Annotated in this window: 23 protein-coding genes; 14 read left to right on the forward strand and 9 right to left on the reverse strand. The window is 70.3% G+C overall.

Features of this window, described 5'->3' with window-relative positions; translation table 11 throughout:
• Nucleotides 1-59: 59 nt before the first annotated feature.
• The gene (locus KY5_RS33130) at nt 60-1,697 is read left to right on the forward strand and encodes an AMP-binding protein (protein ID WP_199843663.1); all 1,638 of its coding nucleotides are present in this window, start codon (nt 60-62) and stop codon (nt 1,695-1,697) included.
• Here KY5_RS33130 and KY5_RS33135 read toward each other — a convergent pair.
• Complete coding sequence (locus tag KY5_RS33135) at nt 1,669-2,223, reverse strand: GNAT family N-acetyltransferase (protein WP_098245650.1); 555 nt, start codon at nt 2,221-2,223, stop codon at nt 1,669-1,671. The two genes, KY5_RS33130 and KY5_RS33135, sit on opposite strands and share 29 nt — an antisense overlap.
• 189 nt (nt 2,224-2,412) lie before the next feature.
• On the opposite strand from KY5_RS33135, the gene KY5_RS33140 reads away from it, so the two are divergent.
• Nucleotides 2,413-3,603, forward strand: a complete 1,191-nt coding sequence (locus KY5_RS33140; RefSeq protein ID WP_234363251.1) for an MFS transporter — start codon at nt 2,413-2,415, stop codon at nt 3,601-3,603.
• Here KY5_RS33140 and KY5_RS33145 read toward each other — a convergent pair.
• Both KY5_RS33145 and KY5_RS33155 read right to left on the reverse strand, forming a co-directional pair.
• Nucleotides 3,584-3,958, reverse strand: a complete 375-nt coding sequence (locus KY5_RS33145; RefSeq protein ID WP_199843352.1) for a hypothetical protein — start codon at nt 3,956-3,958, stop codon at nt 3,584-3,586. The genes KY5_RS33140 and KY5_RS33145 overlap by 20 nt on opposite strands.
• A 1,332-nt stretch (nt 3,959-5,290) precedes the next feature.
• A complete protein-coding gene (locus tag KY5_RS33155) occupies nt 5,291-6,226 on the reverse strand; it encodes a serine/threonine-protein kinase (RefSeq protein ID WP_159072659.1) in 936 nt (311 codons plus the stop codon).
• 293 nt (nt 6,227-6,519) lie between these two features.
• Here KY5_RS33155 and gcl point away from each other — a divergent pair, with 293 nt between their 5' ends.
• Together gcl and KY5_RS33165 are read left to right on the forward strand one after the other, a co-directional pair.
• Nucleotides 6,520-8,307 (forward strand): glyoxylate carboligase, encoded by a 1,788-nt coding sequence (gene gcl / locus KY5_RS33160; protein ID WP_098245654.1) that lies wholly within the window; start codon nt 6,520-6,522, stop codon nt 8,305-8,307.
• 322 nt (nt 8,308-8,629) lie between these two features.
• Entirely contained in the window at nt 8,630-9,571 is a 942-nt protein-coding gene (locus tag KY5_RS33165; protein ID WP_098245655.1) for a DUF2382 domain-containing protein, read from the forward strand.
• Between the two features lie 400 nt (nt 9,572-9,971).
• Here KY5_RS33165 and KY5_RS33170 read toward each other — a convergent pair whose 3' ends face one another.
• The 3 genes from KY5_RS33170 to KY5_RS33180 form a co-directional block, all read right to left on the reverse strand.
• The gene (locus KY5_RS33170; RefSeq protein WP_098245656.1) at nt 9,972-11,429 is read right to left on the reverse strand and encodes a catalase; all 1,458 of its coding nucleotides are present in this window, start codon (nt 11,427-11,429) and stop codon (nt 9,972-9,974) included.
• Between the two features lie 169 nt (nt 11,430-11,598).
• Nucleotides 11,599-12,489, reverse strand: a complete 891-nt coding sequence (locus tag KY5_RS33175) for a 2-hydroxy-3-oxopropionate reductase (RefSeq protein ID WP_098245657.1) — start codon at nt 12,487-12,489, stop codon at nt 11,599-11,601.
• Between the two features lie 44 nt (nt 12,490-12,533).
• Nucleotides 12,534-13,373 carry a TIM barrel protein gene (locus KY5_RS33180; protein ID WP_098245658.1) on the reverse strand — a complete coding sequence of 280 codons (840 nt, stop codon included), beginning with the start codon at nt 13,371-13,373 and terminating at the stop codon, nt 12,534-12,536.
• A 126-nt stretch (nt 13,374-13,499) separates the two neighbouring features.
• On the opposite strand from KY5_RS33180, the gene KY5_RS33185 reads away from it, so the two are divergent.
• The 8 genes from KY5_RS33185 to KY5_RS33220 all read left to right on the forward strand — a co-directional run bounded on the left by KY5_RS33185 (nt 13,500) and on the right by KY5_RS33220 (nt 20,912).
• On the forward strand, nt 13,500-13,778 hold the full coding sequence (locus KY5_RS33185) for a hypothetical protein (RefSeq protein WP_098247635.1): 279 nt from the start codon (nt 13,500-13,502) through the stop codon (nt 13,776-13,778).
• Entirely contained in the window at nt 13,775-14,152 is a 378-nt protein-coding gene (locus KY5_RS33190; protein WP_098245659.1) for a helix-turn-helix domain-containing protein, read from the forward strand. Before KY5_RS33185 ends, KY5_RS33190 begins: the two co-directional genes overlap by 4 nt.
• Nucleotides 14,153-14,365: 213 nt before the next feature.
• Complete coding sequence (gene uraD, locus KY5_RS33195; RefSeq protein WP_098245660.1) at nt 14,366-14,890, forward strand: 2-oxo-4-hydroxy-4-carboxy-5-ureidoimidazoline decarboxylase; 525 nt, start codon at nt 14,366-14,368, stop codon at nt 14,888-14,890.
• Complete coding sequence (gene uraH, locus KY5_RS33200; RefSeq protein ID WP_098245661.1) at nt 14,887-15,294, forward strand: hydroxyisourate hydrolase; 408 nt, start codon at nt 14,887-14,889, stop codon at nt 15,292-15,294. The genes uraD and uraH overlap by 4 nt, the downstream gene beginning before the upstream one ends.
• A gap of 5 nt (nt 15,295-15,299) precedes the next feature.
• The gene (gene pucL, locus KY5_RS33205) at nt 15,300-16,232 is read left to right on the forward strand and encodes a factor-independent urate hydroxylase (protein ID WP_098245662.1); all 933 of its coding nucleotides are present in this window, start codon (nt 15,300-15,302) and stop codon (nt 16,230-16,232) included.
• Nucleotides 16,233-16,296: 64 nt separating this feature from the next.
• Nucleotides 16,297-17,724 carry a nucleobase:cation symporter-2 family protein gene (locus tag KY5_RS33210; protein WP_098245663.1) on the forward strand — a complete coding sequence of 476 codons (1,428 nt, stop codon included), beginning with the start codon at nt 16,297-16,299 and terminating at the stop codon, nt 17,722-17,724.
• Between the two features lie 46 nt (nt 17,725-17,770).
• A complete protein-coding gene (locus KY5_RS33215; protein ID WP_098245664.1) occupies nt 17,771-19,180 on the forward strand; it encodes an 8-oxoguanine deaminase in 1,410 nt (469 codons plus the stop codon).
• Nucleotides 19,181-19,562: 382 nt separating this feature from the next.
• Complete coding sequence (locus KY5_RS33220; protein WP_098247636.1) at nt 19,563-20,912, forward strand: nucleobase:cation symporter-2 family protein; 1,350 nt, start codon at nt 19,563-19,565, stop codon at nt 20,910-20,912.
• An 86-nt stretch (nt 20,913-20,998) separates the two neighbouring features.
• Here KY5_RS33220 and KY5_RS33225 read toward each other — a convergent pair whose 3' ends face one another.
• Nucleotides 20,999-21,826: a scabin-related ADP-ribosyltransferase gene (locus KY5_RS33225; RefSeq protein WP_098245665.1), complete on the reverse strand. Its 828-nt coding sequence runs from the start codon at nt 21,824-21,826 to the stop codon at nt 20,999-21,001.
• A gap of 382 nt (nt 21,827-22,208) precedes the next feature.
• On the opposite strand from KY5_RS33225, the gene KY5_RS33230 reads away from it, so the two are divergent.
• Complete coding sequence (locus KY5_RS33230; RefSeq protein ID WP_098245666.1) at nt 22,209-23,597, forward strand: nucleobase:cation symporter-2 family protein; 1,389 nt, start codon at nt 22,209-22,211, stop codon at nt 23,595-23,597.
• Between the two features lie 134 nt (nt 23,598-23,731).
• Nucleotides 23,732-23,968 (forward strand): hypothetical protein, encoded by a 237-nt coding sequence (locus tag KY5_RS41955; RefSeq protein ID WP_159072660.1) that lies wholly within the window; start codon nt 23,732-23,734, stop codon nt 23,966-23,968.
• A 7-nt stretch (nt 23,969-23,975) separates the two neighbouring features.
• Here KY5_RS41955 and KY5_RS33235 read toward each other — a convergent pair whose 3' ends face one another.
• A complete protein-coding gene (locus KY5_RS33235; RefSeq protein ID WP_098245667.1) occupies nt 23,976-25,037 on the reverse strand; it encodes a DUF6461 domain-containing protein in 1,062 nt (353 codons plus the stop codon).
• 42 nt (nt 25,038-25,079) lie between these two features.
• Nucleotides 25,080-26,219 carry an FAD-dependent monooxygenase gene (locus KY5_RS33240; protein WP_098245668.1) on the reverse strand — a complete coding sequence of 380 codons (1,140 nt, stop codon included), beginning with the start codon at nt 26,217-26,219 and terminating at the stop codon, nt 25,080-25,082.
• Between the last annotated feature and the right edge of the window lie 15 nt (nt 26,220-26,234).

Genomic DNA, 26,234 nt, shown 5'->3' on the forward strand with positions numbered 1-26,234 from the left:
GCAGCAAGTTGCAGAAGGTGCCGGTGACATGGTGCGAGGAGGCCTTCGTGACTGAGGACATGGCTGAGGACGCGGCCGAGGGCGTGACTGAGGGCGCGTACGCGCACGGAACCAGTGGGACGCCCCTGCTCGGGGACACCATCGGCCGCAACCTCGACCGGGCCGTCGCGGCCTGGCCCGACCGGGACGCGCTCGTGGACGTGCCGACCGGCAGACGGTGGACGTACGGAGAATTCGGCGAGGCCGTGGCCGAGTTGGCGCGCGGCTTCCTCGGCTCGGGCGTCGGCAAGGGCGATCGCGTCGGGATCTGGGCGGTGAACTGCGCCGAGTGGGTGCTCGTGCAGTACGCCACCGCGCGGATCGGCGCGATCATGGTGAACATCAATCCGGCGTACCGCGCCCACGAGCTGGACTTCGTCCTGAAGCAGGCCGGGATCTCCGTCCTGGTCGCCTCGCTGTCCCACAAGAGCAGCGACTACCGCGCGCTCGTCGAACAGGTGCGGCCCGACTGTCCCGAGCTGCGCGCCGTCCACTACATCGGGGACGCGTCGTGGGACCGGCTCGTCGACGCGGGGCGGCGGGTCACGGAGACGGAACTCGCCGCCCACGAGGCCGGGCTGAGCTGCGACGACCCCATCAACATCCAGTACACCTCGGGCACCACGGGCTTCCCCAAGGGGGCCACGCTCTCCCACCACAACATCCTCAACAACGGGTACTGGGTGGGCCGTACGGTCGGCTACACCGAGCAGGACCGGATCTGTCTGCCCGTGCCCTTCTACCACTGCTTCGGCATGGTCATGGGCAACCTCGGGGCCACCTCGCACGGCGCGTGCGTGGTGATCCCCGCGGCGTCCTTCGACCCCGTCGCCACGCTGCGCGCCGTCGAGCAGGAACGCTGCACCTCGCTGTACGGCGTACCGACCATGTTCATCGCGGAGCTGAACCTCCCCGACTTCGCCTCGTACGACCTGAGTTCGCTGCGCACCGGGATCATGGCGGGCTCGCCGTGCCCGGTCGAGGTGATGAAGCGGGTGGTCGCCGAGATGCACATGGCGGAGGTGTCCATCTGCTACGGCATGACCGAGACCTCACCCGTCTCCACCCAGACCCGCCGCGACGACGACCTGGAGCGCCGCACCGGCACGGTCGGCAGGGTCCTGCCGCACATCGAGGTGAAGGTCGTCGACCCGGCCACCGGCGTGACGCTGCCGCGCGGCGCCTCCGGCGAACTGTGCACGCGCGGCTACAGCGTGATGCTCGGCTACTGGGACGAGCCCGAACGGACCTCCGAGGTCATCGACTCCGGGCGCTGGATGCACACGGGTGACCTCGCGGTCATGCGCGACGACGGCTACGTCCAGATCGTCGGCCGCATCAAGGACATGATCATCAGGGGCGGTGAGAACGTCTACCCCAGGGAGATCGAGGAGTTCCTGTACGGCCACCCCAAGATCTCCGACGTCCAGGTCGTCGGCGCCCCCGACGAGCGGTACGGCGAGGTGCCGCTGGCCTGCGTGATCCTGCGCGAGCCCGGCGGCGTACTGACGCTCGAAGAGCTTCGGGCCTACTGCGAGGGGCAGTTGGCGCACTACAAGATCCCGGCGCGGCTGCGGATCGTGGACTCCTTCCCGATGACGGTCTCGGGCAAGGTGCGCAAGATCGAGCTCAGGGAGCGGTACGGCCCGCAGACGTGAGGTCGCGGCGCATGCACAGACGGGGCCACCGGTCCAGGCCGAGCTCCGCCTCGTGCGCGCGGATCGCCCGCAGTTCCGGGGTGAGTTCGGCGGGGGCGAGCGGGCGGAAGCCGATGCGGGCGTAGTACGGGGCGTTCCACGGCACGTCGGCGAAGGTCGTCAGGGTGAGCGCGGAGCGCCCGGCCGCGCGGGCGTGCCGTGCGGTGTGTTCGATGAGGGCACCGCCGACCCCTCGGCGGGCGGCGCGCGGATGCACGGAGACCTGCTCGATGTGCTCGGCGTCCGCGTCCTCGACCGGCTCACTGATCAGGTACGCGATCGGGGCGCCCGCCTCCTCGTCCACGGCCACCCAGGCGCGTCCCGCCCTGCGGAAGCGGTCGAGGTCCTCGACGGCGGGCGGCTCGTCGTCGGCGATCGAAGCCATCCCGAGGGCGCGGAACGGCTCGCCCGCGGCCCGCTCGATGTCCTGGAGCAGGGGGAGTTCGGCGGCGGTGACGGGGCGGATGAGCGGGGGCCGGGTGTGCATGGCCCGAGTATGCCCCGGCCGAAATCGGTTGTGCGCGGGCGGGTGTCGCGGCGATCGTGGGCCGGTCCTTCCACCGATCCCCGTGAGGTACGTGTGCGTCTTTCCCAGCCCGGTGAGTCCGGCCCGCCTCCTTCGGCGGGGACCGGCGAGGGCTCCGACGGCCTTCCCCGGCGGCGGCCTCCGCGAGGGATCGGCCGGGGGACGGTGTGGCTGCTCGCCGTGGCCTGCGGCGTGGGCGTGGGCAACGTGTACTTTCCGCAGGCCATCAGTCCGCTGGTCGCCGAGGGCCTCGGCGTCTCGCCGGACACGGCGGCCTCCGTGGTGACGGCGACCCAGTTCGGCTACGCGGGCGGCATCTTCCTCCTCGTACCGCTCGGCGACCGCTTCCCCCACCGGCCGCTGCTCGTCACGCTGTTCACGCTCGCCGGGCTCGGTCTGCTCGGCGCGGGCGCGGCGCCCGGCATCGGGTCCCTCGTCACCGCGAGCGTCCTCGTCGGCGTCACGACCGTGATCGCCCCGATCGTCGCGCCCATGGCGGTGGGCCTGGTCGCCGACGACCGGCGCGGCGCGGTCACCGGCACGCTCCTCAGCGGGTCGATCGGCGGGATGCTGCTGTCCCGCGCCTTCGGCGGCAGCGTCGGCGAGTGGCTCGGCTGGCGGGCCCCGTACCTGATGACGGCCGCGGTCGCCCTGCTCATCGCGGTCGTCCTGGCCCGCGCCCTGCCGCGCACGACGGCTCCGTCGAAGCAGCGCTACCCGGCACTGCTCGCGGCCTCGCTCCACCTCCTTCGCACCGAACCGGAGCTGCGCCGCTCCTGCGTCTACCAGGCCACGGTCTTCGGGGGGTTCTCCGCGCTGTGGACCGGTGTGGCGCTGCTGCTCACGGGCCCGGAGTACGGTCTTGGCGCGTCGGCCGTCGGGGCGCTCGCGCTCGTCAACGCGGGGACGATGCTCTGCACGCCCGTGGCGGGCCGGATGGTGGACCGGCGCGGCCCCGACGCGGTCAACCTCGTCTGCCTCGTCGCGGTCCTCGGCGCGGCCGGGGTGCTCCTGCTCGGCGGGCTCGGCGGAGCGGTGGGTCTCGCGGGGCTCGCGGTGGGCTCGCTGCTGCTCGACGTCGCGATGCAGTCGGGCATGGTCGCCAACCAGGTACGGATCTTCGCCCTGAGCGACGAGGCCCGCGCGCGGCTCAACACGGCGTACATGACGTGCGGTTACCTGGGCGGCAGCGTCGGTTCCTGGCTCGGCGTACGCGCGTACGACCGGTTCGGCTGGCCCGGGGTGTGCGCCCTGGTGGCCCTGCTCGCCGCCGTGGCGCTGACCCGCCACGTCCTCGGCCCGCGCGCCACGGAGGCGGCGCTCACGCTCCCGTCGCGATGAGCTCGTCCGCCGCGCTGTTGACCGGCTGGGGCGTGCCGGTGAGATCCATCGTGAAGAGCGGCACGCCGAGTGCGTCCGCACGGGTGCGGGCCTCGTCGGTGTACCCCGCGAGCGAGAAGAACGCACAGGCGAGAGCGGTCTCGTCGGCCTCGGTCATCGCGCTCAGCCACAGACACTCGACATCACGCGGCGCGGTGCGCCGCAGCGAGGGCTCCACCTGGGCGACGATCCCGCGCGCGGTGATCCGCACGCCCGAGGGCGGCCGGAGCGTGGCACTGCGCGTATGGAGATACCCGAGCCACCGCAGATAGAGCGCGGCAACGGTGACGGCGTCCCGCGCGTCGCGGATGGTCATGGGCCGGAAGGCGGGGCGGGGGCGCGGGGCTGTCCGGGGCAGGGGGATGTGAGCGGGGCCGTCGGGGGCGGGGAGCTCTGGGGCGTCGGTGTGTGGGGGTGGGGTGGGGCTAGTTGTGGGGTCGGTGTGTCGGGCTGGGGCAGGGCTGCTTGTGGGGTCGGTGCGTCGGGCTGGGGCAGCACCTGTGAGGTCGGGCGAAGCTGTGGGGCCCGTGGGGTGCGTCGAATCGGCGGGGTGTGTTGGGCTCGTCGGATCTGTTGGGCCTGGGGGGCTTGCGGGGTCTGCTGGGCTTGTGGGGCTTGCTGGTCCCGTGGGGCTTGCCGGGTCTGCCGGGCCAACCGGGCCTGCTGGGCTCGCCGGGTCGACAGAACCTCCTGGGGCCACCGGGCCTCCTGGACCAACCGGTCCCGTTGGGCTCAGCGAGCCTGCCTGGCCTGCCGGTTCTGTGGGGTCGACCGGATCTGCCGGGTCCGTCGGATCTGCCGGACCTGTTCGTCCCGGCGAACGCGCCGGTCCTGTCGTGTCCGCGGATGCCGCCGAACGCGACGCTCCCGTCGAGCCCGCCCTTGGTGATTCCGCCTTCGCCGTGCCGCCCGCACTCGCTGAGTCCGTCGGCACCTCGGGTACTGCCGGGTCCGTGTGGTGCGGTGCGCGGGTGGAGCTGCTCGGGTCCGTCGGGCTCCCCGGTCCCGCCTGACGTGCTTGCCGCACTGCATCGGCGGAGCTGGCACGACCCGCCGATCCCGCCGAGGGTGCTGGGTTCGCCGGTCCGGTCGACCCCGCTGGCGCGGCGGGATCTGCTGGTCCCGGCGGGCTCACTGGGTCTGCCGGGCCCTCTGGACTCGCCGGATCCGCAAGACCTCCTCGCCCCTCTGCACCCTCAGGCCCCTCCGAACCCCCTGAGCCCGCCACCCCCATGGACCCACCCGCCGACTCCGTCGGCCCAGCGTCACCCGATCCCGCCACGTCACCCGGCCCCACCGAGTCCCCCGGAAAGCCCGCACCCCCCGACGGCCGAGCCCACCGTGCCGGAGGGCGGGACGTGCGGACTGCCGGGATGACCGGGACGCGGAGGATCGCGCCGCAGGCGCAGCCCAGTTCCGGTTGGGGCCATTGGCTCGGGCGGCCGCAGGCCAGGCAGCGGACCGTTACCCAGGAGTCCGCCCATGTCTGGTCCGTGATGACCGACGCCGTCGTGCCGCGGGCGATCGGGGGGACCACGAGGGTGCCGCACGCGCAGGGGAACGCCGGGGGAGCGTAGGCGTGCTCGCGTCGGCAGAGGGGGCACCGTACCGGCACGCCGTCGTCCGTCATTACCGCCACCGCCTGCCGTCAGCCCGGGGTGCCGTCGGCCCCGGCGCGCCGTTCCGTTCCATCGTCCACCAAAGTGCGGTGCCGAGGTGCCGAGTTGACGTGATGGCTCGCGAAGGCCAGGAGCACCGTCGCCACCGTCAGCGCCTTGCGGCGGCTGCCGGGCAGCGGGTGGCCCGCCATGCGCGCGACCGTGCGGGGCGTGGGCCGGGCCGCCGGATCCACGGCCAGGCAGGCGGCGAGCAGCGGAAGCACCGGCTCCGGGGCGCCCGCCAGGTCGGGGTCGCCGGGTACGGCGCGCGGGCCGCCCGCGAAGGGCGCGTGCCCCGTCGCGGCGAAGGCGAGCACCGCGCCGAGCGAGAAGACGTCGGCGGCGGGCGTCGACAGGGCCTGGGCCAGTTGCTCCGGCGCGGCGTAAGGGAGGCCACGGGCACTCCGCTCCGTGTCGCTCGACGCGTCGTCCATCGCCCGCGCCATCCCGAAGTCGACGACGCGCGGCCCCGCCTCGGCGAGCAGTACGTTCGACGGCTTCAGGCCGCCGTGGACCAGGCCCGCACCGTGGACGGTGTCCAGCGCCCACGCGAGGGCGCCCGCGAGGGAACGCAGTTCGCCGAGGGGCAGGGGATCGCCGCCACCGACCGCGTCCGCACCTCCCACGCGCGCGTGCAACGTAGGACCCCTCACGTACTCCATGGCGACCCACGGCACCGTCGCCTCCACCCCCGCGTCCGCGTCGACGAGCGCGGCCGTGTGGCGGCCGTGCACCGCGCCGAGCGTGGCGACCTCGCGGGCGAAGCGGGCGCGGAACTCCTCGTCCCTGGCGAGAAAGGTGTGCACCACCTTGAGGGCGACGGCGTGGCCCGTCGCGTCGTGCGCGAGGCGGACCGTTCCCGTCGTGCCCCGTCCGAGCAGCGTCCCGGCCGTCCAGCGGCCGTACGTCACGGGTGTTGCGGCCACGATCGCCCCCCAGCCGTGTCGTGACGGTGTGGCCCGAATTCACCGTCTGGGACGCCGCCGCGGCGGGCGTGGTTCCCGGCCCGCCGGGGCGCCCGGATCCCGGATGTCTCTTGACGGTCTCCGCAGGACGCCTCTACATTGCTTCCATATAGCAGAACAAACTTTCCACAATGCGGAAACTGAAGCTCACCGCGGGGCGCGACGGGAGCCGAAACCGCCAGCCGTACGCGGCGGCCGCGAGGCCGCCACAGCTGTCGACTCGTCGAAGCTGTTGTCGAAGCAGGAGAACTCCCATGGCTCGTATGACCGCTGCCCGCGCGGCAGTTGAGATCCTCAAGCGCGAAGGCGTCGTCAACGCGTTCGGTGTTCCGGGCGCCGCGATCAACCCCTTCTACAAGGCGCTCAAGGAGGGCGGTGGCATCGACCACACCCTCGCCCGCCACGTCGAGGGCGCCTCGCACATGGCCGAGGGCTACACCCGGGCCAACCCGGGCAACATCGGTGTCTGCATCGGTACGTCGGGCCCGGCGGGCACCGACATGATCACGGGTCTGTACTCCGCGATCGGCGACTCCATCCCGATCCTGTGCATCACGGGCCAGGCGCCCACCCACGTGATCCACAAGGAGGACTTCCAGGCCGTCGACATCGCGTCGATCGCCAAGCCGGTCACCAAGATGGCCGTCACGGTCCTGGAGGCCGCGCAGGTCCCCGGCGTCTTCCAGCAGGCGTTCCACCTGATGCGCTCGGGCCGCCCTGGTCCGGTTCTCGTCGACCTGCCCATCGACGTCCAGATGACCGAGATCGAGTTCGACCCGGAGACGTACGAGCCGCTGCCGGTCTACAAGCCGACGGCGACCCGCGCCCAGATCGAGAAGGCGATCGGCCTGCTCCTGGAGTCCGAGCGGCCGCTGATCATCGCGGGCGGCGGCATCATCAACGCGGACGCCTCCGACCTCCTGGTCGAGTTCGCCGAGATCACCAACACCCCGGTCGTGCCCACCCTGATGGGCTGGGGCACCATCCCGGACGACCACGACCTGAACGCGGGCATGGTCGGCCAGCAGACCGGCCACCGCTACGGCAACGCGACGTTCCTGGAGTCGGACTTCGTCCTCGGCATCGGCAACCGCTGGGCCAACCGCCACACCGGCTACAAGCTGGATGTGTACACCCAGGGCCGGAAGTTCGTGCACGTCGACATCGAGCCGACGCAGATCGGCAAGATCTTCGCCCCCGACTACGGGATCGCGTCCGACGCCAAGGCCGCGCTCGAACTCTTCGTCGAGTTGGCCAAGGAGCTGAAGGCCGCGGGCAAGCTCCCCGACCGCTCGGCGTGGGTCGCCTCCCACCTGGAGCGCAAGTCCACGCTGCACCGCCGCACGCACTTCGACAACGTGCCGATGAAGCCGCAGCGCGTGTACGAGGAGATGAACAAGGCGTTCGGCCCCGAGACGCGGTACGTCACCACCATCGGCCTCTCCCAGATCGCCGGCGCGCAGATGCTGCACGTCTACAAGCCCCGCCACTGGATCAACTGCGGCCAGGCGGGCCCGCTCGGCTGGACCATCCCGGCCGCGCTCGGCACCGCGAAGGCCGACCCGGAGACCCCGGTCGTCGCGCTCTCCGGCGACTACGACTTCCAGTTCATGATCGAGGAACTGGCGGTCGGCGCGCAGCACCGCATCCCGTACGTCCACGTCCTGGTCAACAACGCCTACCTCGGCCTGATCAGGCAGGCGCAGATCGGTCTGGACATCAACTTCCAGGTCAACCTGGAGTTCGAGAACCAGAACTCCCCGGAGCTGGGCGTCTACGGCGTCGACCACGTCAAGGTCGCCGAGGGCCTGGGCTGCAAGGCGATCCGCGTCACCGAGCCCGACGAGCTCCTGCCCGCCTTCGAGCTGGCCAAGAAGCTCGCGGCCGAGCACCGGGTGCCGGTGGTCGTCGAGGCGATCCTGGAGCGCATCACGAACATCGCGATGAGCAAGACGGCGGACATCTCCGACGTCTCGGAGTTCGAGGAGCTGGCGACGGAGCCGGGCCACGCGCCCACGGCGATCCGTCCGCTGAAGGTCTGACGCGACCGGAGGTCCGACGCGACCGAAGGTCCGACGCGACGCCGAACGCTGACAGGGGCGGTCCACCAGAGGGGGGTGGACCGCCCCTTCGGCGTACCCGGGGGCATCACTCGAACGGGCTAATCGGGGGTGAGCGCTCCTGTCCCGTCCCCGCGCCTCAACCAGGCGCGTATCGCCCTTCGAGTAACCGGTCCGGAAACCCTGCGTGAGCTTCGCGATTGCACTCGGGCCGCCGAAGCAGCGCGATGGAGAACGGAGGGTGCGCGGTCCCGTGGCCGGGTTTCGAGCCGTGCCAGTCGCGCACCTGAGGGAGTGATCACCCATGACGCAGGGCGAGGCCTTCAGCAATCCCGACGCACTCAAGGGCCTGACGGCGTACGACGGCAGTGGCGAGAAGATCGGCTCCGTCGAGCAGGTCTACCTCGACGACCGGACGGGACAGGCCGAGTGGGTGACGGTGAAGACCGGCCTGTTCGGCACGAAGGAGAGTTTCGTGCCACTGGACGGAGCGGCACGCCAGGACGACACGCTCCGGGTCAGGCCCGCCAAGGACGTCGTGAAGGACGCGCCGCGGGTGGACGCCGACCACCACCTGGACGCGGCCCAGGAGCAGGAGCTGTACGCCCACTACGGCATGACGCGTCCTGACGCGCGGGCGCGCGGTGTCGCGGGCACCGCGGCCGGCACTCCGGTGGCGGGCACGGGCGGGCGGGCCGATGCCGCGAAGACCGGTCACGCGACGGGCGCGGCCGGGGCGATGAGCACCGGCATGGGCGCCGAGAGCCACGGACGCCACGCGGGCGCACGGGAGTTCGCGACCCGCGGCACGGCGGGCGCGGACGAGAAGGGCGAGTCGCTCGTGCGGTCCGAGGAGCGGCTGCGGGTCGGCACCGAGGAGACGGAGTCCGGCCACGCGCGGCTGCGCAAGGTCGTGGAGACCGAGGAGGTCACCACCACCGTGCCGGTTTCGCACGAGGAGGTGCGCGTGGTGCGCGAGCCCATCCGCGAGGGTGAGCGCGTGCGCTCGCAGATCGGCGAGGGGCAGACCGAGGTGACGCTGCACGCGGAGCGGGCGGTCGTCAGCAAGGAGACCGTGCCGGTGGAGCGGGTACGCCTGGAGACGGAGCGCGTCACCGAGCAGCAGGAGGTGTCCGACACGGTCCGCAAGGAGCGGATCGAGTACGACGCCCCGAAGGACGAGGGCAAGTACGGCAAGGACACCAAGGGCGGCGACTGGCGGGGCAAGCAGGGCCCGAGCCACTGACCGCGGCACTGATCGAGGCACAGAAGAGCGCCGAGTACGGGACCGTCCGTACTCGGCGCTCCGGCCTGACGTCGTATGACGTGGGTGCCGCCCGACGGCGCGCGACTGGCGGAACATGCGTACGCGCTGCCGGACGGAGTCCATGGGCCCCTCGGCGCGAGGGGCGGGGAAGGGACCGCGGCGGGTGCGACGGACCGGCGGGTTCCGCTCCCTCAGGTCGAGAGCGGATCCGTCGGACCATGACCACCGCACTGGCTCGCAGAGCCGCCGCGGACCGTACCTGCCCGCGTGTGTCACGTACCACCCCTCATCCGGGTCCGTGACGACGGTGCGGGCTCAGCGCCGATGAGCTGACCTCCCGTCAACTCATCGGCGCAGCCTGGGAGATGCTGCTGCTCGCTCAGTCCTCGCGCAGGGCGCGGACGGCCTCCTCGACGCGCTTGCCGTAGTCGGCGTCGGCGGCGTGGAAGTGGGCGAGGTTCTTCTCGATGACGTCGTCGCGGGAGACCTGCGAGAGGCCGCCGGCGATGTTCGCCACCAGACGGGACTTCTCGTCCTCGGACATCAGGCGGTAGAGCTCGCCCGCCTGGAAGAAGTCGTCGTCCTTGGTGTGGGCCGGGGCCTCGTGCGTGCCCGTGTAGCCGTTGACGGCGAGCGGCGCGGAGAGCGCCTGGCCGGTCTCGGCGGGACCGTCGTACGAGTTGGGCTCGTAGTTCTTGCGGTCACGGCCGTACGCGTTGGACGCCATCAGGCCGTCGCGGCCGTAGTTGTCGGCCTTGGCCGCCTTGGGGGCGTTCACCGCGAGCTGGGTGTGGTTGACGCCCAGGCGGTAGCGGTGCGCGTCCGCGTAGGCGAACAGGCGGCCCTGGAGCATCTTGTCGGGCGAGGGGCCGATGCCCGGCACGAAGTTGTTCGGGGAGAAGGCCGCCTGCTCCACCTCGGCGAACACGTTGTCGGGGTTGCGGTCGAGGACCAGACGGCCGACGCGCTGGAGCGGGTAGTCCTTGTGCGGCCACACCTTGGTGAGGTCGAACGGGTTGAAGCGGTACTCGGCCGCCTCCGCCGCGGGCATGATCTGCACGTGCAGCGTCCAGGACGGGTTCACGCCGCGCTCGATGGCCTGGAGCAGGTCCGTCTGGTGCGAGTTGGGGTCCTTGCCCGCGGTCTCGGCGCCCTGCTCGGCGGAGAGGCTGCGGATGCCCTGGTTCGTCTTGAAGTGGTACTTGACGAAGAAGGCCTCGCCCCGCGCGTTCGTCCACTGGTAGGTGTGCGAGCCGTAGCCGTTCATGTGGCGGTACGACGCGGGGATGCCGCGGTCGCCCATCAGCCAGGTGATCTGGTGCGTCGCCTCGGGGGCGTGCGCCCAGAAGTCCCAGACGTTGTCCGGCTCCTGCTTGCCCGTGAAGGGGTCGCGCTTCTGGGAGTGGATGAAGTCGGGGAACTTGATCGGGTCCTTGATGAAGAACACCGGGGTGTTGTTGCCGACGAGGTCGTAGTTGCCCTCTTCGGTGTAGAACTTCAGCGCGAAGCCGCGCGGGTCGCGGACGGCGTCGGCGCCGCCGAGGTTGTCGGCCACGGTGGAGAACCGCAGGAAGACCTCGGTGCGCTTGCCGATCTCGCTGAGGAAGTCGGCGTGGGTGAAGCCGGTGACGTCGTCCGTCACCTCGAAGTGGCCGTACGCACCGGAGCCGCGGGCGTGCACGACTCGCTCCGGGATGCGCTCACGGTTGAAGCGGGCGAGCTTCTCCAGGAGGTGCTGGTCCTGGAGCAGGATCGGGCCACCGACGCCGGCGGTGGCTGAGTTCTGGTTGTCGGCGACGGGGGCGCCGGACTCGGTCGTAAGCACGCGCTTCGACATCGTGACCTTCCGTGCTGTGACTGCTGAGGTGTTCGGAGCGTAAGGACCCCTGAACTGCTACGTCAACAGTTTGTTGAAGTTGATGATGGGGTTCCGGGCCGCGGCGACGCCTGGGCGCGACAGGACAGGTGTCAGCGCCACCGCGGCCCGGAAGTTCATGGGGGAGCTCTTAGAGCTCGGCGCCCGAGAGGCGCTCGACGGAGCGCAGCAGGGCGGAGTGGTCCAGGCCGCCGTCACCCTGGGCGCGCAGCGAGGCGACCAGCTGGGCGACGACCGCGCCGACCGGCAGGGCGGCACCGACGTTGCGGGCGGCGTCGGTGACGATGCCCATGTCCTTGTGGTGCAGGTCGATCCGGAAGCCGGGCTTGAAGTCCCGGTTCAGGAAGTTGTCCTTCTTGCGGGTCAGCACGGTCGAGCCCGCGAGGCCGCCGTTGAGGACGTCGAGCGCGGCCGTCAGGTCCACGCCGGACTTCTCCAGGAAGACCACGGCCTCGGCGCACGCCTGGATGTTCACGGCGACGATGAGCTGGTTGGCGGCCTTGACGGTCTGGCCCGAGCCGTGCGGACCGCACAGCACGATGGTCTTGCCCAGGGCGTCGAGGAGCGGCTTGGCCTCGTCGAAGTCGGCCTGCTCACCGCCGACCATGATGGAGAGCACGGCCTCGATGGCACCGGCCTCGCCGCCGGACACCGGGGCGTCCAGGACGCGCAGGCCCTTCTCCTTGGCGGCCTTGGCCAGGTCCACGGAGGTCTGCGGCGTGATCGACGACATGTCGACGATCAGCGCGCCCGCCTTCGCGTTCTCCAGGATGCCGTCGGCACCGTACGCGATGGCCTCGACCTGCGGCGACGCGGGCACCATCGTGACCACGACGTCGGCGTCCTTGACGGCCTCGGCGATGGACTTCGCGGCGGTGCCACCGGCGGCGGCAAGGCGGTCCAGCTTGTCCTGCTCCAGGGTGAAGCCGGTGACGGAGTAACCCGCCTTGATCAGGTTCTCGGACATGGGGGAGCCCATGATGCCGAGGCCGATCCACGCGATCTTGGGAAGGTTGCTCATGAGGGTGCCTCTCTAACTGCTGACGTACGACGGTGAGTTGGCGCTCAGCGCGCGGCGCGGGCCTCGGCGGGCAGCCAGTCGAAGACCTCGGCGCTCGGGCGGTCCCCGGCCTTGTACTCCAGGCCGACCCAGCCCTCGTAACCGACCTTCTTGAGCTGGTCGAGAAGGGCCTCGAGGGGGAGCGAGCCGGTGCCGGGGGCGCCGCGGCCCGGGTTGTCCGCGATCTGCACGTGGCCGGTCTGGGCGGCGTACCGCTCGATGACCGACGGCAGGTCCTCGCCGTTCATGGACAGGTGGTACAGGTCCATCAGGAACTTGGCGTTGCCGAGCCCGGTGAGGGCGTTCACCTTGTCGACGATCTCGATCGCCTTGGGCGCGCTCACGATGGGGCAGAGCGGCGACTCGGGCTTGTTGAGGGCCTCGATCAGGAGGATCGCGCCGACGCGGTCGGCCTCGCGGGCCGCGCGCGCCAGGTTCTCCAGGGCGAGCTCGTCCTGGACGGCCGGGTCCACGCCGTCGACGCGGTTGCCGTACAGCGCGTTGAGCGCCGTGCAGCCGAGCGACTTGGCGAAGTCGGCCGCCACCGCGAGGTTCGCGCGGAACTTCTCGCTCTCCTCGCCGGGGATCGACAGGGCGCCGCGGTCGGGGCCCGGCAGCTGTCCGGCGTAGAAGTTCAGGCCCACCAGCTGGACGCCCGCGTCCTCGATCGCCTTCTTCAGGGCGTCGAGCTCGGACTGCTCGGGGGTGGGGGCGTCGACCCAGGGCCACCACAGCTCGACCGCGCCGAAGCCTGCCTTCGCGGCGGCCGCGGGGCGCTCCAGGAGCGGGAGCTCGGTGAAGAGGATCGACAGGTTCACATTGAAGCGCTGGTCGGAGTATCCCATGGGGCTTCCGCGCTCCTTCCGTATTGCGGAAGTTCATTTCTGCTTGATGGAAGAGTGCATGTGATCCGAGGAAGCTGTCAAGAGGGGGCTGCCGAAAATTCGAGGACCGGCAGTAGGTTGTTCCGCGTGCGATTGAGAGTGGAGTTCACGACCGAACCCTTCGATCTCGACGAGGCCCCCGCGCACGCGCTGGTGGCCCGCGACGTCATCGAGGGGGCCTCGCTCGACGCGGTGGACGTAGGTCCGTTCGGCAATACGGCGGAGGGCGGCATCGACGCCGTGCTCACCGCGGTCGATGCCATGCTGCGCCAGTCCCTGGAGGCCGGGGCGACCCGTGTCTCGTTGCAGGTCAACGTGATCGGCGAACCGGGGGAGCCGCGGAAGCCGGGGGAGGGGGATAAGTGACCAGCTTCGGGGACGACCCCTTCGTCACCGCGGTGAAGCCGCTGGTGGACGCCATGGGCGGCGAGCTGATGCCGCCCGCGGAGGCGGGGGCCGACGACGTCGTCCTCGCCTGGGAGGGCGAGGACGTGGTGGCCGTGCGGCTGCCGCAGCTCGCCGACTCCTTGGATCACATCCTGCTCGCCCTTGAGCGCAAGCGGGGGTGTCCACTGTCCGAGCTGGACCGCAAGGCGAAGCAGGAGGTCGTACGCATATTGGAGGCGCGCGGAGCGTTCTCCGTGCGGCATGGTGTGGAGACGGTGGCGAGCGCCCTTGGCGTCAGCCGTTTCACCGTCTACAACTACCTGAACAGGGAGAACGCCGCTAAGGAGGGGTGATTGTCCCCTCTGCGGGCCGGTGGTGGCTGGTCGCGCAGTTCCCCGCGCCCCTTGCGGGGCCTCCCCCCGAGTCACTCTTCGCAGCTGAGCCGTCACCCGTATGAACGGGTGGCGGCTTCTTTGTTCAAGTTATTTCAACAAACTGTTGACGCCGTGTTGTTGAAGGTCTTAGCTGTTCCGCAGCCCGTCCAGCACAAGGCCACGGAGGCTCCCGTGACTTCGAGTACGACACCGGGTCTCACCCGGTTCAACGCCTTGGAGGAGGCCGCGGCCACCGCCGCCCTCCACGAGGTATGCGCCTCTTCGGCCTGGGGAGGAAAGCTCCTCTCCCAGCGCCCCTACGCCACTGTCGAAGCCCTCTTCGCCGCGAGCGACGCCGCCATGGCCGAGCTCACCGCCGGCGATCTGGCCGAGGCGATGGCGGGGCACCCGCCGATCGGCCGCCCGAAGCCCGGGGACCCGACCTCGTCCCGCGAACAGCGGGGCATGGCGGGAGCCTCCGAGGAGCTCAAGGCCGAACTGCTCGAACTGAACCTGGCCTACCAGGAGAAGTTCGGGCACGTCTTCCTGATCTGCGCGACCGGCGCCACCGCCGAGTTCATGCTCGGACAGCTCAGGATCCGGATCGAGAACGAGGCGGAGGGAGAGCGGGAGATCGTCCGTACCGAACTGGGCAAGATCAACCGCATCCGTCTCACCCGTCTCGTAGCACTCGCAGAAGAAGGAAGCGACGCATGAGCACCGCCACCACCGCCTCGGTGTCCACCCACATCCTGGACACCAGCGTCGGGCGCCCCGCCGAGGGCGTCGCCATCTCCCTGTCCGCCCGCAGTGGTACAGGCGAGGAGTGGCAGGCGCTCGGCGGCAGCGCGACCGACGCGGACGGCCGCTGCAAGGACCTCCCGGCGCTGCCGGAAGGCACCACCCACGTACGTCTCGACTTCGAGACCGAGGCGTACTTCCTGAGTAAGAAGAACAAGCAAGCCGAGGCGCAGCAGGACGCCCCCGCGAATCGGGACAGCGGTGCGACCGGAGCGTTCTTCCCGGAGGTGGCGATCACGTTCGCCGTCACGCCGGGCGAGCACTACCACGTACCGCTGCTGCTCAACCCGTTCGGCTACTCCGTTTACCGAGGGAGCTAGCAGACATGCCCACCATTCTGGGACAGAACCAGTACGGCAAGGCTGAGAACCGGGTCGTAAAGATCACGCGGGACGGCGACACCCACCACATCAAGGACCTGAACGTCTCGGTCGCCCTCTCCGGCGACCTGGACGACGTCCACTACAACGGCTCGAACGCCAACTGCCTGCCGACGGACACCACGAAGAACACCTGCTTCGCGTTCGCCAAGGAATACGGCATCGAGTCCGCCGAGCAGTACGGCATCCACCTCGCCCGGCACTTCGTGGACAGCCAGCCCTCCATCCACCGCGCGCGGATCCGGATCGAGGAGTACTCCTGGGAGCGCATCGGCGGCTCCGACAGCAACTCCAAGTTCATCGGCGCCGACGAGGTCAAGCACTCCTTCGTCCGCAAGGGCCAGGAGACGCGGCTCGCCCAGATCACCTATGACGGGGAGAACTTCGAGGTCCTCTCGGGTCTGAAGGACCTGACCGTGATGAACTCCACGAACTCCGAGTTCTGGGGCTACATCAAGGACAAGTACACGACCCTGCAAGAGGACTACGACCGCATCCTCGCCACCTCCCTGTCCACCTGGTGGCGGCACAACTGGACCAACGACGAGCAGCGCATGCCCAGTTGGGAGCGGTCGTACGAGCAGTCCAAGAAGCACATCCTGCAGGCCTTCGTGGAGACCTACTCCCTGTCGCTCCAGCAGACGCTCTACCAGATGGGTTCGCGGGTCATCAACAACCGCAGCGAGATCGACGAGATCCGCTTCTCCGCGCCCAACAAGCACCACTTCCGCCAGGACCTCTCCGCCTTCGGACTCGACAACGAGGCCAAGGACGGCGCCGTCTACTACGCGGCCGACCGTCCCTACGGCCTCATCGAGGCCACGATCCTGCGGGACGGCGTCGAGCCGAAGATCCCGGTCGACATGACCAACCTCTGACGCGGGACGCGCGCCCCCGCCCCACCGCAGTGGGCGGGGGCGCGCCACACCGGAGGGAACAGCAATGGCACAGCCTGCATCGGGGCCCGCAGAAGGTCCATGTTCCACCCCACCGGACACAGCTGACTCAGCTGACGGCGGCTCGACCGCCGCCTGTCATCCGGTGGACGAGAAGCTCCACCCCTCGCGGCTCGTCCCCGCCGCGCTCCAGCACATCGCCGCCATGTACGCGGGTGTCGTCACCCCTCCGCTCATCATCGGCCAGGCGTGTGGCCTGGACACCGTGGCCCAGACCCGGCTGATCGCCGCGGGTCTGCTGATCGCCGGTCTCGCCACCATCCTGCAGACCCTCGGCGTCAAGGGCTTCGTCGGCAACCGCCTGCCGTTCGTCAACGCCGCCTCCTCCGCGGGCATCGCGCCCATCCTCGCCATCGCCGAGACCAACGCCAAGGGCGACCAACTCCCGGCGATCTACGGCGCGGTGATGGTCGCGGGCGTCTTCTGTCTCGCCGTGGGACCCTTCTTCGGCCGACTGCTCCGCTTCTTCCCGCCGCTGGTCACCGGCGTCGTCATCACCCTCATCGGCGTCACGCTGATGCCCGTGCCGGTCAAGTGGGCACAGGGCGGGGACGAGACCGACCCGACCTTCGGCGACATGAAGTACCTCGCGCTCGCCGCCTTCACGCTCGTCGTGATCCTGCTCTTCCAGCGTTTCGGCCGCGGCTTCCTCAAGCAAGTCGCCCTGCTGGCAGGCATGTTCATCGGCACGCTCGCCGCGATCCCGTTCGGGATGGCCGACTTCACCTCCGTACAGACGGCGCCGCTCGCCGCGCTGCCCACGCCGTTCGCCGCGGGGGCGCCGGTCTTCCAGCCCGCCGCGATCCTCTCGCTCTGCATCGTGATGCTGGTCCTGATGACGGAGTCGGCTGCCGGGATGCTGGCCCTCGGCGAGATCTGCGAGCGCAAGACCGACGGGAAGACCATCACCCGCGGCCTGCGCACGGACGGCATCGCCACGCTCGTGGGACCGGTGTTCGGCGGCTTCCCGACCTCGGCCTTCGCGCAGAACGTCGGCGTCGTCTCCCTGACCCGGGTCCGCAGCCGGTACGTCGTCGCCGTCGCGGGCGGCGCGCTCATCGTGCTCGGCGCCTTCCCGGTGCTCGGCGCGGTCGTGAACGTCGTCCCCATGCCGGTGCTCGGCGGCGCGGGCATCGTCCTCTTCGGCTCCATCGCGGTCAGCGGCATCCGTACGCTCTCCGAGGCGGGCCTGGACGACAGTTCCAACATCATCCTGGTGGCCGTGTCGCTCGGAGCGGGCATCATCCCGCTCGCCGCGCCCACCTTCTACGCGGAGTTCCCCGCGTGGGCCCAGACCGTGCTCGGCTCCGGCATCAGCGCCGGTGCGCTCGTCGCGGTCACGCTCAACCTGTTCTTCCACCATCTCGGCACCCGTAGCAGCGCCAACGCGGCTGCGGCACTCAAATCTTCCTAGGGTCATGCCGTGCCCACATCGCCACTCACCGAGTAAAGGAAGCACCATGGCAGCATCGGCAACCCCCAGCAGCACCGCAGGCGCCGTCGAGCGCATCGTCATCGAGAACGTCGCCATCGCGACGGTCGACGCCACCGACACCGAGTACGCCTCGGGTCACATCGTCGTCGCGGGCAACAGGATCGAGTCCATCGGGGCGGGCAAGGCTCCCGAGGGCCTGGAGAACGTCGTGCGCCGCGTCGACGGCACGGGACACCTCGCCACGCCCGGCCTGGTCAACACGCACCACCACTTCTACCAGTGGATCACCAGGGGCCTGGCCACCGACCACAACCTGTTCAACTGGCTGGTGGCGCTGTACCCGACCTGGGCGCGCATCGACGAGCAGATGACGTACGCGGCCGCGCAGGGCTCCCTCGGCATGATGGCCCGCGGCGGTGTCACCACCGCCATGGACCACCACTACGTCTTCCCGAAGGGCTCCGGCGACCTGTCGGGCTCGATCATCCGTGCCGCCTCCGAGATGGGCGTCCGCTTCACCCTGGCCCGCGGCTCCATGGACCGCAGCGAGAAGGACGGCGGCCTGCCGCCGGACTTCGCCGTCGAGACCCTCGAAGGCGCGCTCGCCGCGACCGAGGAGACCGTCAAGAAGCACCACGACGCGTCCTTCGACGCGATGACGCAGGTGGCCGTCGCGCCCTGCTCGCCGTTCTCCGTCTCCACCGAACTCATGAAGCAGGGCGCCGAGTTGGCGCGTCGCCTCGGCGTACGACTGCACACCCACGGCAGCGAGACGGTCGAGGAGGAGAAGTTCTGCCACGAGCTGTTCGGCATGGGCCCGACCGACTACTTCGAGTCGACCGGATGGCTGGGTGAGGACGTGTGGATGGCGCACTGCGTCCACATGAACGACTCCGACATCGCGGCGTTCGCCCGTACCGGTACGGGCGTTGCCCACTGCCCGTCCTCCAACGCGCGTCTGGCGGCCGGTATCGCCCGCGTCCCCGACATGCTCAAGGCGGGCGTCCCCGTCGGCCTCGGCGTCGACGGCACCGCTTCCAACGAGTCCGGCGAGCTCCACACCGAGCTGCGCAACGCCCTGCTCATCAACCGCCTCGGCGCGCACCGCGAGGCCGCCCTGAACGCCCGTCAGGCGCTGCGCCTCGGCACCTACGGTGGCGCGCAGGTCCTGGGGCGCGCCACGCAGATCGGCTCCCTGGAGGCGGGCAAGCTCGCCGACCTGGTGCTCTGGAAGATCGACGGCATCGGGCACGCCTCGATCGCCGACCCGGTGACCGCCATCGTCTTCGGCGCCGCGGCCCCGGTCACGCTCTCCCTCGTCAACGGCGAGCCGGTCGTCGAGAACGGCCGCCTGCTGCACGCCGACGAGGACGCCATCGCCCGCTCCACGCGGGAGGAGGCGCAGCGTCTCGCGCGGATCGCCGCCGGGAGCTGAACCCATGAACTCCGGTTGAGGGGGACGGCCCTCGACCGGACTTGAGCAGCCGAGCGGGCTGCTCAAGTTGCCGCCCCGGAACGCGGCCCAAAACTTCGCGTTCCCGGGGCGGTCAGCACTACCTGGGCGCATTTCCACCGGCCACGCCGGTACCTCTCAGCACCACCCACAACCTCATACCGAGCAAGTCCTTGCACGACGCACCACCTCCCAGAAGCGAAAAGTGCCGGCGCTCAGCCGGGACCGGAAAACAACCGGAGGAGCCACAGTGGCCAATCAGCCCAGGTTCACCAAGCAAGGCACCACCCCAGGCACCACCCCGGGCCCGGACACCGACGAGGGGTCCATACACCCCGTCGACGAGAAGCTCCCCCCGCTGAAGATGGCGACGACCGGCCTCCAGCACGTCGCCGCCATGTACGCGGGAGTCGTCGCGCCCCCGCTCATCGTGGGAGCGGCGATCGGCCTCTCCGCCAAGGAACTCACCTTCCTCACCGGCGCCTGTCTCTTCACCGCGGGCCTCGCGACCTTCCTGCAGACCCTCGGCGTCTGGAAGATCGGCGCCCGCCTCCCCTTCGTCAACGGCGTGACCTTCGCCGGTGTCGCGCCCATGCTCGCCGTCGTCGACTCCACCAAGGACAAGGACGACGCGCTGCCGATCATCTTCGGCGCGGTCATCGTCGCGGGCGTGCTCGGCTTCATCGCCGCCCCGTTCTTCTCCAAGATGATCCGCTTCTTCCCGCCGGTCGTGACCGGCACGGTCATCACCCTGATCGGCATCTCGCTGATGCCCGTCGCCTTCGGCTGGGCGCAGGGACCGGTCCCCGGGGCCGACGACTACGGCTCGATGAAGAACCTGGGCCTCGCGGGCATCACGCTCGTGGTCGTCCTGCTCCTTCGCCGCTTCACCACCGGGTTCGTGAAGCAGATCGCCGTACTGCTCGGCCTGGTCATCGGCACGGTCATCGCGATCCCCTTCGGCGTCACGGACTTCGGCCCGGTCGGCGACGCGGACGTCGTCGGCTTCCCGACGCCCTTCCACTTCGGCGCCCCGCAGTTCGCGGCCGCCGCGATCGTCTCCCTGTGCGTGGTCATGGTGGTCTCGATGACCGAGTCCACCGCCGACATGCTGGCGCTCGGTGAGATCGTCGACCGCCCCGCCGACGAGAAGACCATCGCGGCGGGCCTGCGCGCCGACACCCTCGGCTCGGCGATCAGCCCGCTCTTCAACGGCTTCATGTGCAGCGCCTTCGCGCAGAACATCGGTCTGGTCGCGATGACGAAGATCCGCAGCCGGTACGTCGTGGCGGCGGGCGGCGGCTTCCTCGTCCTGATGGGTCTGTGCCCGATGGCGGCGTCGCTGATCGCGGTCGTGCCGCGCCCGGTGCTCGGCGGCGCGGGCGTGGTCCTCTTCGGTTCGGTCGCGGCGAGCGGCATCCAGACGCTGGTGAAGGCGAACCTGGAGAAGGACAACAACGTCCTGATCGTGGCGGTCTCGCTGGCCGTCGGCCTGATCCCGATCGCGGCGCCGGAGTTCTACCACGCGTTCCCGGAGACCGCGAAGATCATCCTCGACTCGGGCATCTCGACGGGCTGCGTGGCCGCCGTCCTCCTGAACCTGGTCTTCAACCACATCGGCAAGGGCCGTGAGGACGACGACGTCACGGCGCCGATGGAGGGCGGCGAGGCGATCGCGGAGACGCGGGTGCCGGGGCAGGCCGTGGCGCACTGAGCCACCGGCCCACGGCCACCGGTTGTTCCGGCGCCCCTCGCGCGGTCAGGACCCGCGCGAGGGGCCGCCGCGCGAGCGGCCACCGCTCAGTCGCTGTCGATGTCCATCGCGTCGCCCTGCCCGGCCGCGGCCTGCCCCGCCCCGGCGCCACCGGCGGGGATGACCTTGAGGATGTTGCCGTTCTTGTCGCACAGCTCCGCGCGCAGGATGTGACCGGCCGTCATGCCCCGCCAGAAGATGACCTCCTGCTGCTGGACGAAGGACGTGGTGCCCAGCGTGTCCACCAGGTCGATGCCGCCGGGCGCGCTGATCACATAGCGGTAGCCGCTGCCGTCGGGCTGGCGTGCCCAGTCGGGCACGTATCCGCCGGGGGAGCGGGTGGTGCTGACGAAACCGGTCTTCTGCAGCAGCTTCTGGTAGTGCCGCAGGCTGGCCGGGAGCTTGTCGTTCCAGGCGTCGAACCCCTTGCCGAGGATCTGGTCGGGGGTGCGCTTGTCCCACCGGTACAGGAGTTCGTTGTCCTTGCGGTAGAGCAGCGGCGGGAGGGGGCGCCCACCGCCCGCCTTGTCCTCGCGCATCGTCTTCACCTTGGCCGGGTCGACGCCGTACTTGCTGTCGCCGAACCCGACCGCCTCCTGGGGCGTCGGAGTGGTGGACCGCGGGTACTTGCCGCGCTCGGCCATGAACGACTGGTAGTCGGCCTCGTCCGCCTCGGAGTCCATGCCGCCGTCCGAGATCTCCTCGGCATCGGAGAAGTCCCGCTGGTCGATGTCCATGGCCATCGAGTCCTGCCCCGGCGCCCGCTGCACCACGGGCTGTTCGCCCCGCTGTTCGCCCTGCCGCTCGTCCTGCTGAAGCAGTTGGACGACGGCGGCGTTGCCCGCGGCGGCCTGGAGCGCCTGGAGCCGCTGCAAGGGGGAGCCCGCTCCGGCCGGGGATCTGCGGGCCGCGGCTCGCGACGTCGCTGGGGCGGTTTTCCTGGCGTGGTCGTGTTCGCGCAACGGGGGGCTCCTCGGTGACAGAGGCACCCATGCTTCCCGAAGGGCACCGGACGGGACCAGAAGCGGAAGGGCAGCATTCGATGACCGAACGGGCAGGTGGGCGCGGTCGTGCCGATCAAGGTGAGCGGCTCCGGGGTCTTCCGCGGCCGGGGTGCGCTGACGTAACGTCGTGGCGCCGCCGATCGCATGGCGGAAGTTACTTTCCAGTCGGTCAAGGCCGCCCTGTTCCGCGTCTCGTGAACTCCCACGGAACGGGAGCGACTTCCGGCGTCACGCAACGGAAGAAGCGCCACCCATGAGTTCTGCAGCGAAGTCCGCCGCCGCGCGTGCGGGCACCCCGGAAGTCCACCCCGTCGACGAGGTCCTGCCGCCGGGCCGGATGCTCGTCGCCAGCCTCCAGCACGTCGCCTCCATGTACGCGGGCGCGGTCTCCGTCCCGCTCGTCGTGGCCGTCGCGGCGAAGATGTCGCCGGGCGACACGGCCGTACTCATGGGCGGCAGCCTCCTGATGGCGGGCATCGCGACGCTCCTCCAGACCCTCGGCATCGGCACCTTCATCGGCTCGCGCCTGCCGTTCGTCAACGGCGTCTCGTTCGCGGGCGTCGGCGTGATGCTGACGATCATCTCGACCCAGGGCGGCGTCGAGGCGGGCATGCCGATCGTGTTCGGCGCGATCATCGTCTCAAGTCTCTTCGGTTTCCTGGTCAGTTCGTACTTCTCGCGCCTGGTCCGCTTCTTCCCGCCCGTCGTCACCGGCTCGGTCATCACCCTGATCGGCGTCTCGCTGATCCCCGTCGCGTACGACTGGATCGTGGACGACTCGACGACCGGCACGCCGGAACCGAAGAGCATCGGGCTCGCGGGCGCCACCGTCCTGGTCATGCTCCTGCTCCAGCGCTTCACGCGCGGCTTCCTCAAGCAGATCAGCATGCTCTTCGCGATGGTCTTCGGCACGCTGCTCGCGATACCGATGGGCCTCGCCGACTTCTCGAAGCTGGACGGCGCCGACCCGGTCGGCATCCCGTCCCCGCTGCACTTCGGCGCCCCGGAGTTCAACATCCCCGCGATCATCTCCATGTGCGTCGTGATGCTGGTGATCCTCACCGAGTCGACCGCCGACATGATCGCCCTCGGCAAGATCGTCGAGAAGGACGTCGACGAGAAGACCATCGCCCGCGGCCTGCGCGCCGATGCGCTCGGCTCGGCGCTGAGCCCCCTCTTCAACGCCTTCCACGCCAGCGCGTTCGCGCAGAACATCGGCCTGGTCGTCATCTCCAAGGTGCGCAGCCGCTTCGTCGTCGCCCTCAGCGGCGCCATCCTGGTCCTGATCGGCCTCAGCCCCGCCGCGGCCGCGCTGATCTCCGTGGTCCCCATGCCGGTGCTCGCCGCCGTGAGCCTCTTCCTCTTCGGCTCCATCGCGGTCAGCGGCATCCAGACCCTCTTCCAGGCCGACCTGCACCGGGGCGACAACGCGCTGATCGTGGTCGTCACCCTCGGCGCGGGCCTGGCCCCCGCACTCTCCGACGGCTTCTACGAAGCGTTCCCCGACTGGGCGCAGATCGTCCTCGGCTCGGGCATCTCCACGGGCTGCATCCTCGCGGTGACACTGAACCTGATCTTCAACCACCTCGGTACGAAGGAGAGTTCGGTCCCACCGGACCCGGAACCCGCGACGACGCACTGAGACGGACCCCTCCCTCCTCCCGCCCTCCGCGGAGCCTGACTACGCTGGTACGCCGTGATCACCCACCCCCACACATCCCCTCCCGCCCCCACGCAGTCACGCAGGCTCACCGCCCGGCGGCGACCGGCCCCACGGTGGCCGACGGGGCGGTCGAACTCCGCGTCGGGGCACCGACGGTGTGGGCCGCGGCACTCGGCGCCTCGTTCCTCAACCGCGTCGCGCTGACCCGTCCGGCACGGGCGAGCGTCGGCGAATTCCTGACCGGCCTGCGCGTCGTCCGCGCCACCGACGGCGGCCAGGGGTGGTGGTGTTCGTGCCCCTGCACGTGGCGACCGACAGCGATGTGGAGCAGCAGGACGCGATGCTCCTGATCGTGGCTCAGGCCGCTCTTCGCACCGCGTTGTGCAGGTGCGCGACCATCCAGAACTCCTCGACGCGCGCGCCGTCCCCGGTCATCGCCGTGACCAAGGAGCTGAGGATGTCCGGGAGGCCGTCCGTCGGGGTGGGCAGCTGGGCGGCGACGCACTGGGCCAGGACGCCGAAGACGATGGCCTGACGGAAGACGAGGTGGGAGGGGCGTTCCCACTCGGGTTCGAACTCTTCCGGCTCGCCGATCAGAAGTGCCCGTGCCCGGAGCAGCTCTTGGTCGTGTGCGGCGGCGAGGTCCTCGTGCAGTCGCACTCTTGCGGCGGCCGGGACGGTGGCGGCCGCAAGTGCTGTTACGGCCAGTGGGTGTTCGCCCAGGCCGGCGTGGGCGAGGGCCAGGTCCAGGGCGTGGCGCCGCATCGGCGTCAGCGACGAAGGTCCCAGGTCGGCCAGATAGCTGACGAAGGGCTCCCGCTTGAGTAGGGGTGAGTCGATGAGTCCTTGCCCCAGCAGGTACTCAGGCACCCGCGTGATCTCCACGGCGCGGTGCGGGCCCCGTACCCAGGCGTCGTCGAATCGCGCACCGGTCGCGCGCTCGACGGCCGCCAGACCGGTGCCCCACAGGTAGTCATCGTCTTCCAGGCTCAGCCCCCGCAACAGGGGCTGCCAGGCGTCGGGGCGCGCGCCGAATATGCCCTCGGGCACGAGCATTTCGAATGCGGAGGAGATCAGTCCGTCCTCGGCCAGGGTCAGTTGGGAGACCGCGTTGACGTTCCAGTAGGCGCTGGCGGTGCGTCCGCGCCGGGAGAGCGGACGCAGCACCTCCTCGCGAGACCCTTGATAGTTGTTGTTCTCCACGACGACGACGGCAGGTCCTGACCGGGAGACCAGGATGAGGTCCCTGTCGTAGTGCTCGCGCAGTTCCTCCAGGCGCAGGGGACAGCACTGCTCGGGGTTGCCGCCGAAGAGACGGATGACGGCGTCCTCGTCGCCGCCGTGCACGGCTGTGAACGTGGCCGCCTCCGCGAGTCCCAGATCGGTGAGGAGGCCGTGGAGCTGCTGGGGTGAGGTCATGCGGGGATTGTCGTCCCCGGCACTGACAATCGGGGCTCGCTCTCATCTCGCGGCTTCGCGGGAGGCGGTCCGCTTCGTGCGGCCGACTGTGCGGCCGACCGCGTTGCGCACCGCGAGGCCGGACCGGGTGCGGGGCACCAGGAGCCTGGAGAGCGGACCGACGCGGCGCTGCCGCGGGCCTACCTCACGGCGGAGCCGCGACTCGTAGGCGGCGAAGGCCCGGGCGTGATCACCGGGATGGGCGGCGAGCTCTTCCGCGAGGGCGTACGCGCCCGCCATCGCCATGCTGGACCCGTCACCCAGCAGGGCTGTCGCCGCCGCCGCGTCCCCGAGCAGGACGACCCGTCCGCGGGACCACGAGGGCACCCGGACGGTGGTCAGCGGGTCGAAGTACGGAGCCGGGTGGTCGACGAACGCCGCCACGAACTCCGGTGCCCGCCACCGCACGTCGGCGTAGGCGTCGGCCACGGTCTGTTTGTGGAGGGCGACGTTCTTGCGGTCGTGGGGCGCCGACCGTGCGGCCCGGAAGGTGAAGATCGCGAGCGGAGTGGTCCGCGAGGGGTGGAGGACCAGCATCCGGTTCGGCGCGGTCAGCATCGTCATCTCGCTCGGGTCCTCGACGGCGCCGGGATCCAGCGGCACGGTCGCGCCGTACAGGCCCAGGTCGCCCGCGAACTGCCGCTCGGGCCCGAACACCAGGCGCCGCACGGTCGAGTGCATCCCGTCGGCACCGACCACCAGGTCGAAGCGCCGTGGCGCGGACCGCCGGAAGGTGACGTCGACCCCGTCCGCGTCCTGGTCGAGTGCGGTGACCGTGTCGTCGAACAAGAACTCGGCGTCGGTCCGCGCCGACCGGTGGAGCACCTCGGACAGGTCGGCCCGGGTGACCTCGACCGTGGGCGCCTTGTCCGAGGCGAGCGGGAGTCGCAGGATCCGCCTGCCGTCGGGGTCGAGCAGGCTCAGTGACCGAGTGCGGGTGGCGAGCCCGTGGAGCTGCGGGAGGACGCCCATGCGGTCGGCGACCGGGATCGCGGGCCCCTTCACGACGATCGCGCTGCCACCGGAGCGCAGCTGCCTGGCATGTTCGACGACCGTCGGCCGGTAGCCGTTCCGCGAGAGCCAGTACGCGAGCGCGGGCCCTGCGATTCCGGCACCGACTATCAGCACCTCGGGCTTGTTCATGGCGATGACCTCTCA

The organism is Streptomyces formicae (assembly GCF_002556545.1).
GTDB classification, from domain to species: Bacteria; Actinomycetota; Actinomycetes; order Streptomycetales; family Streptomycetaceae; genus Streptomyces; species Streptomyces formicae_A.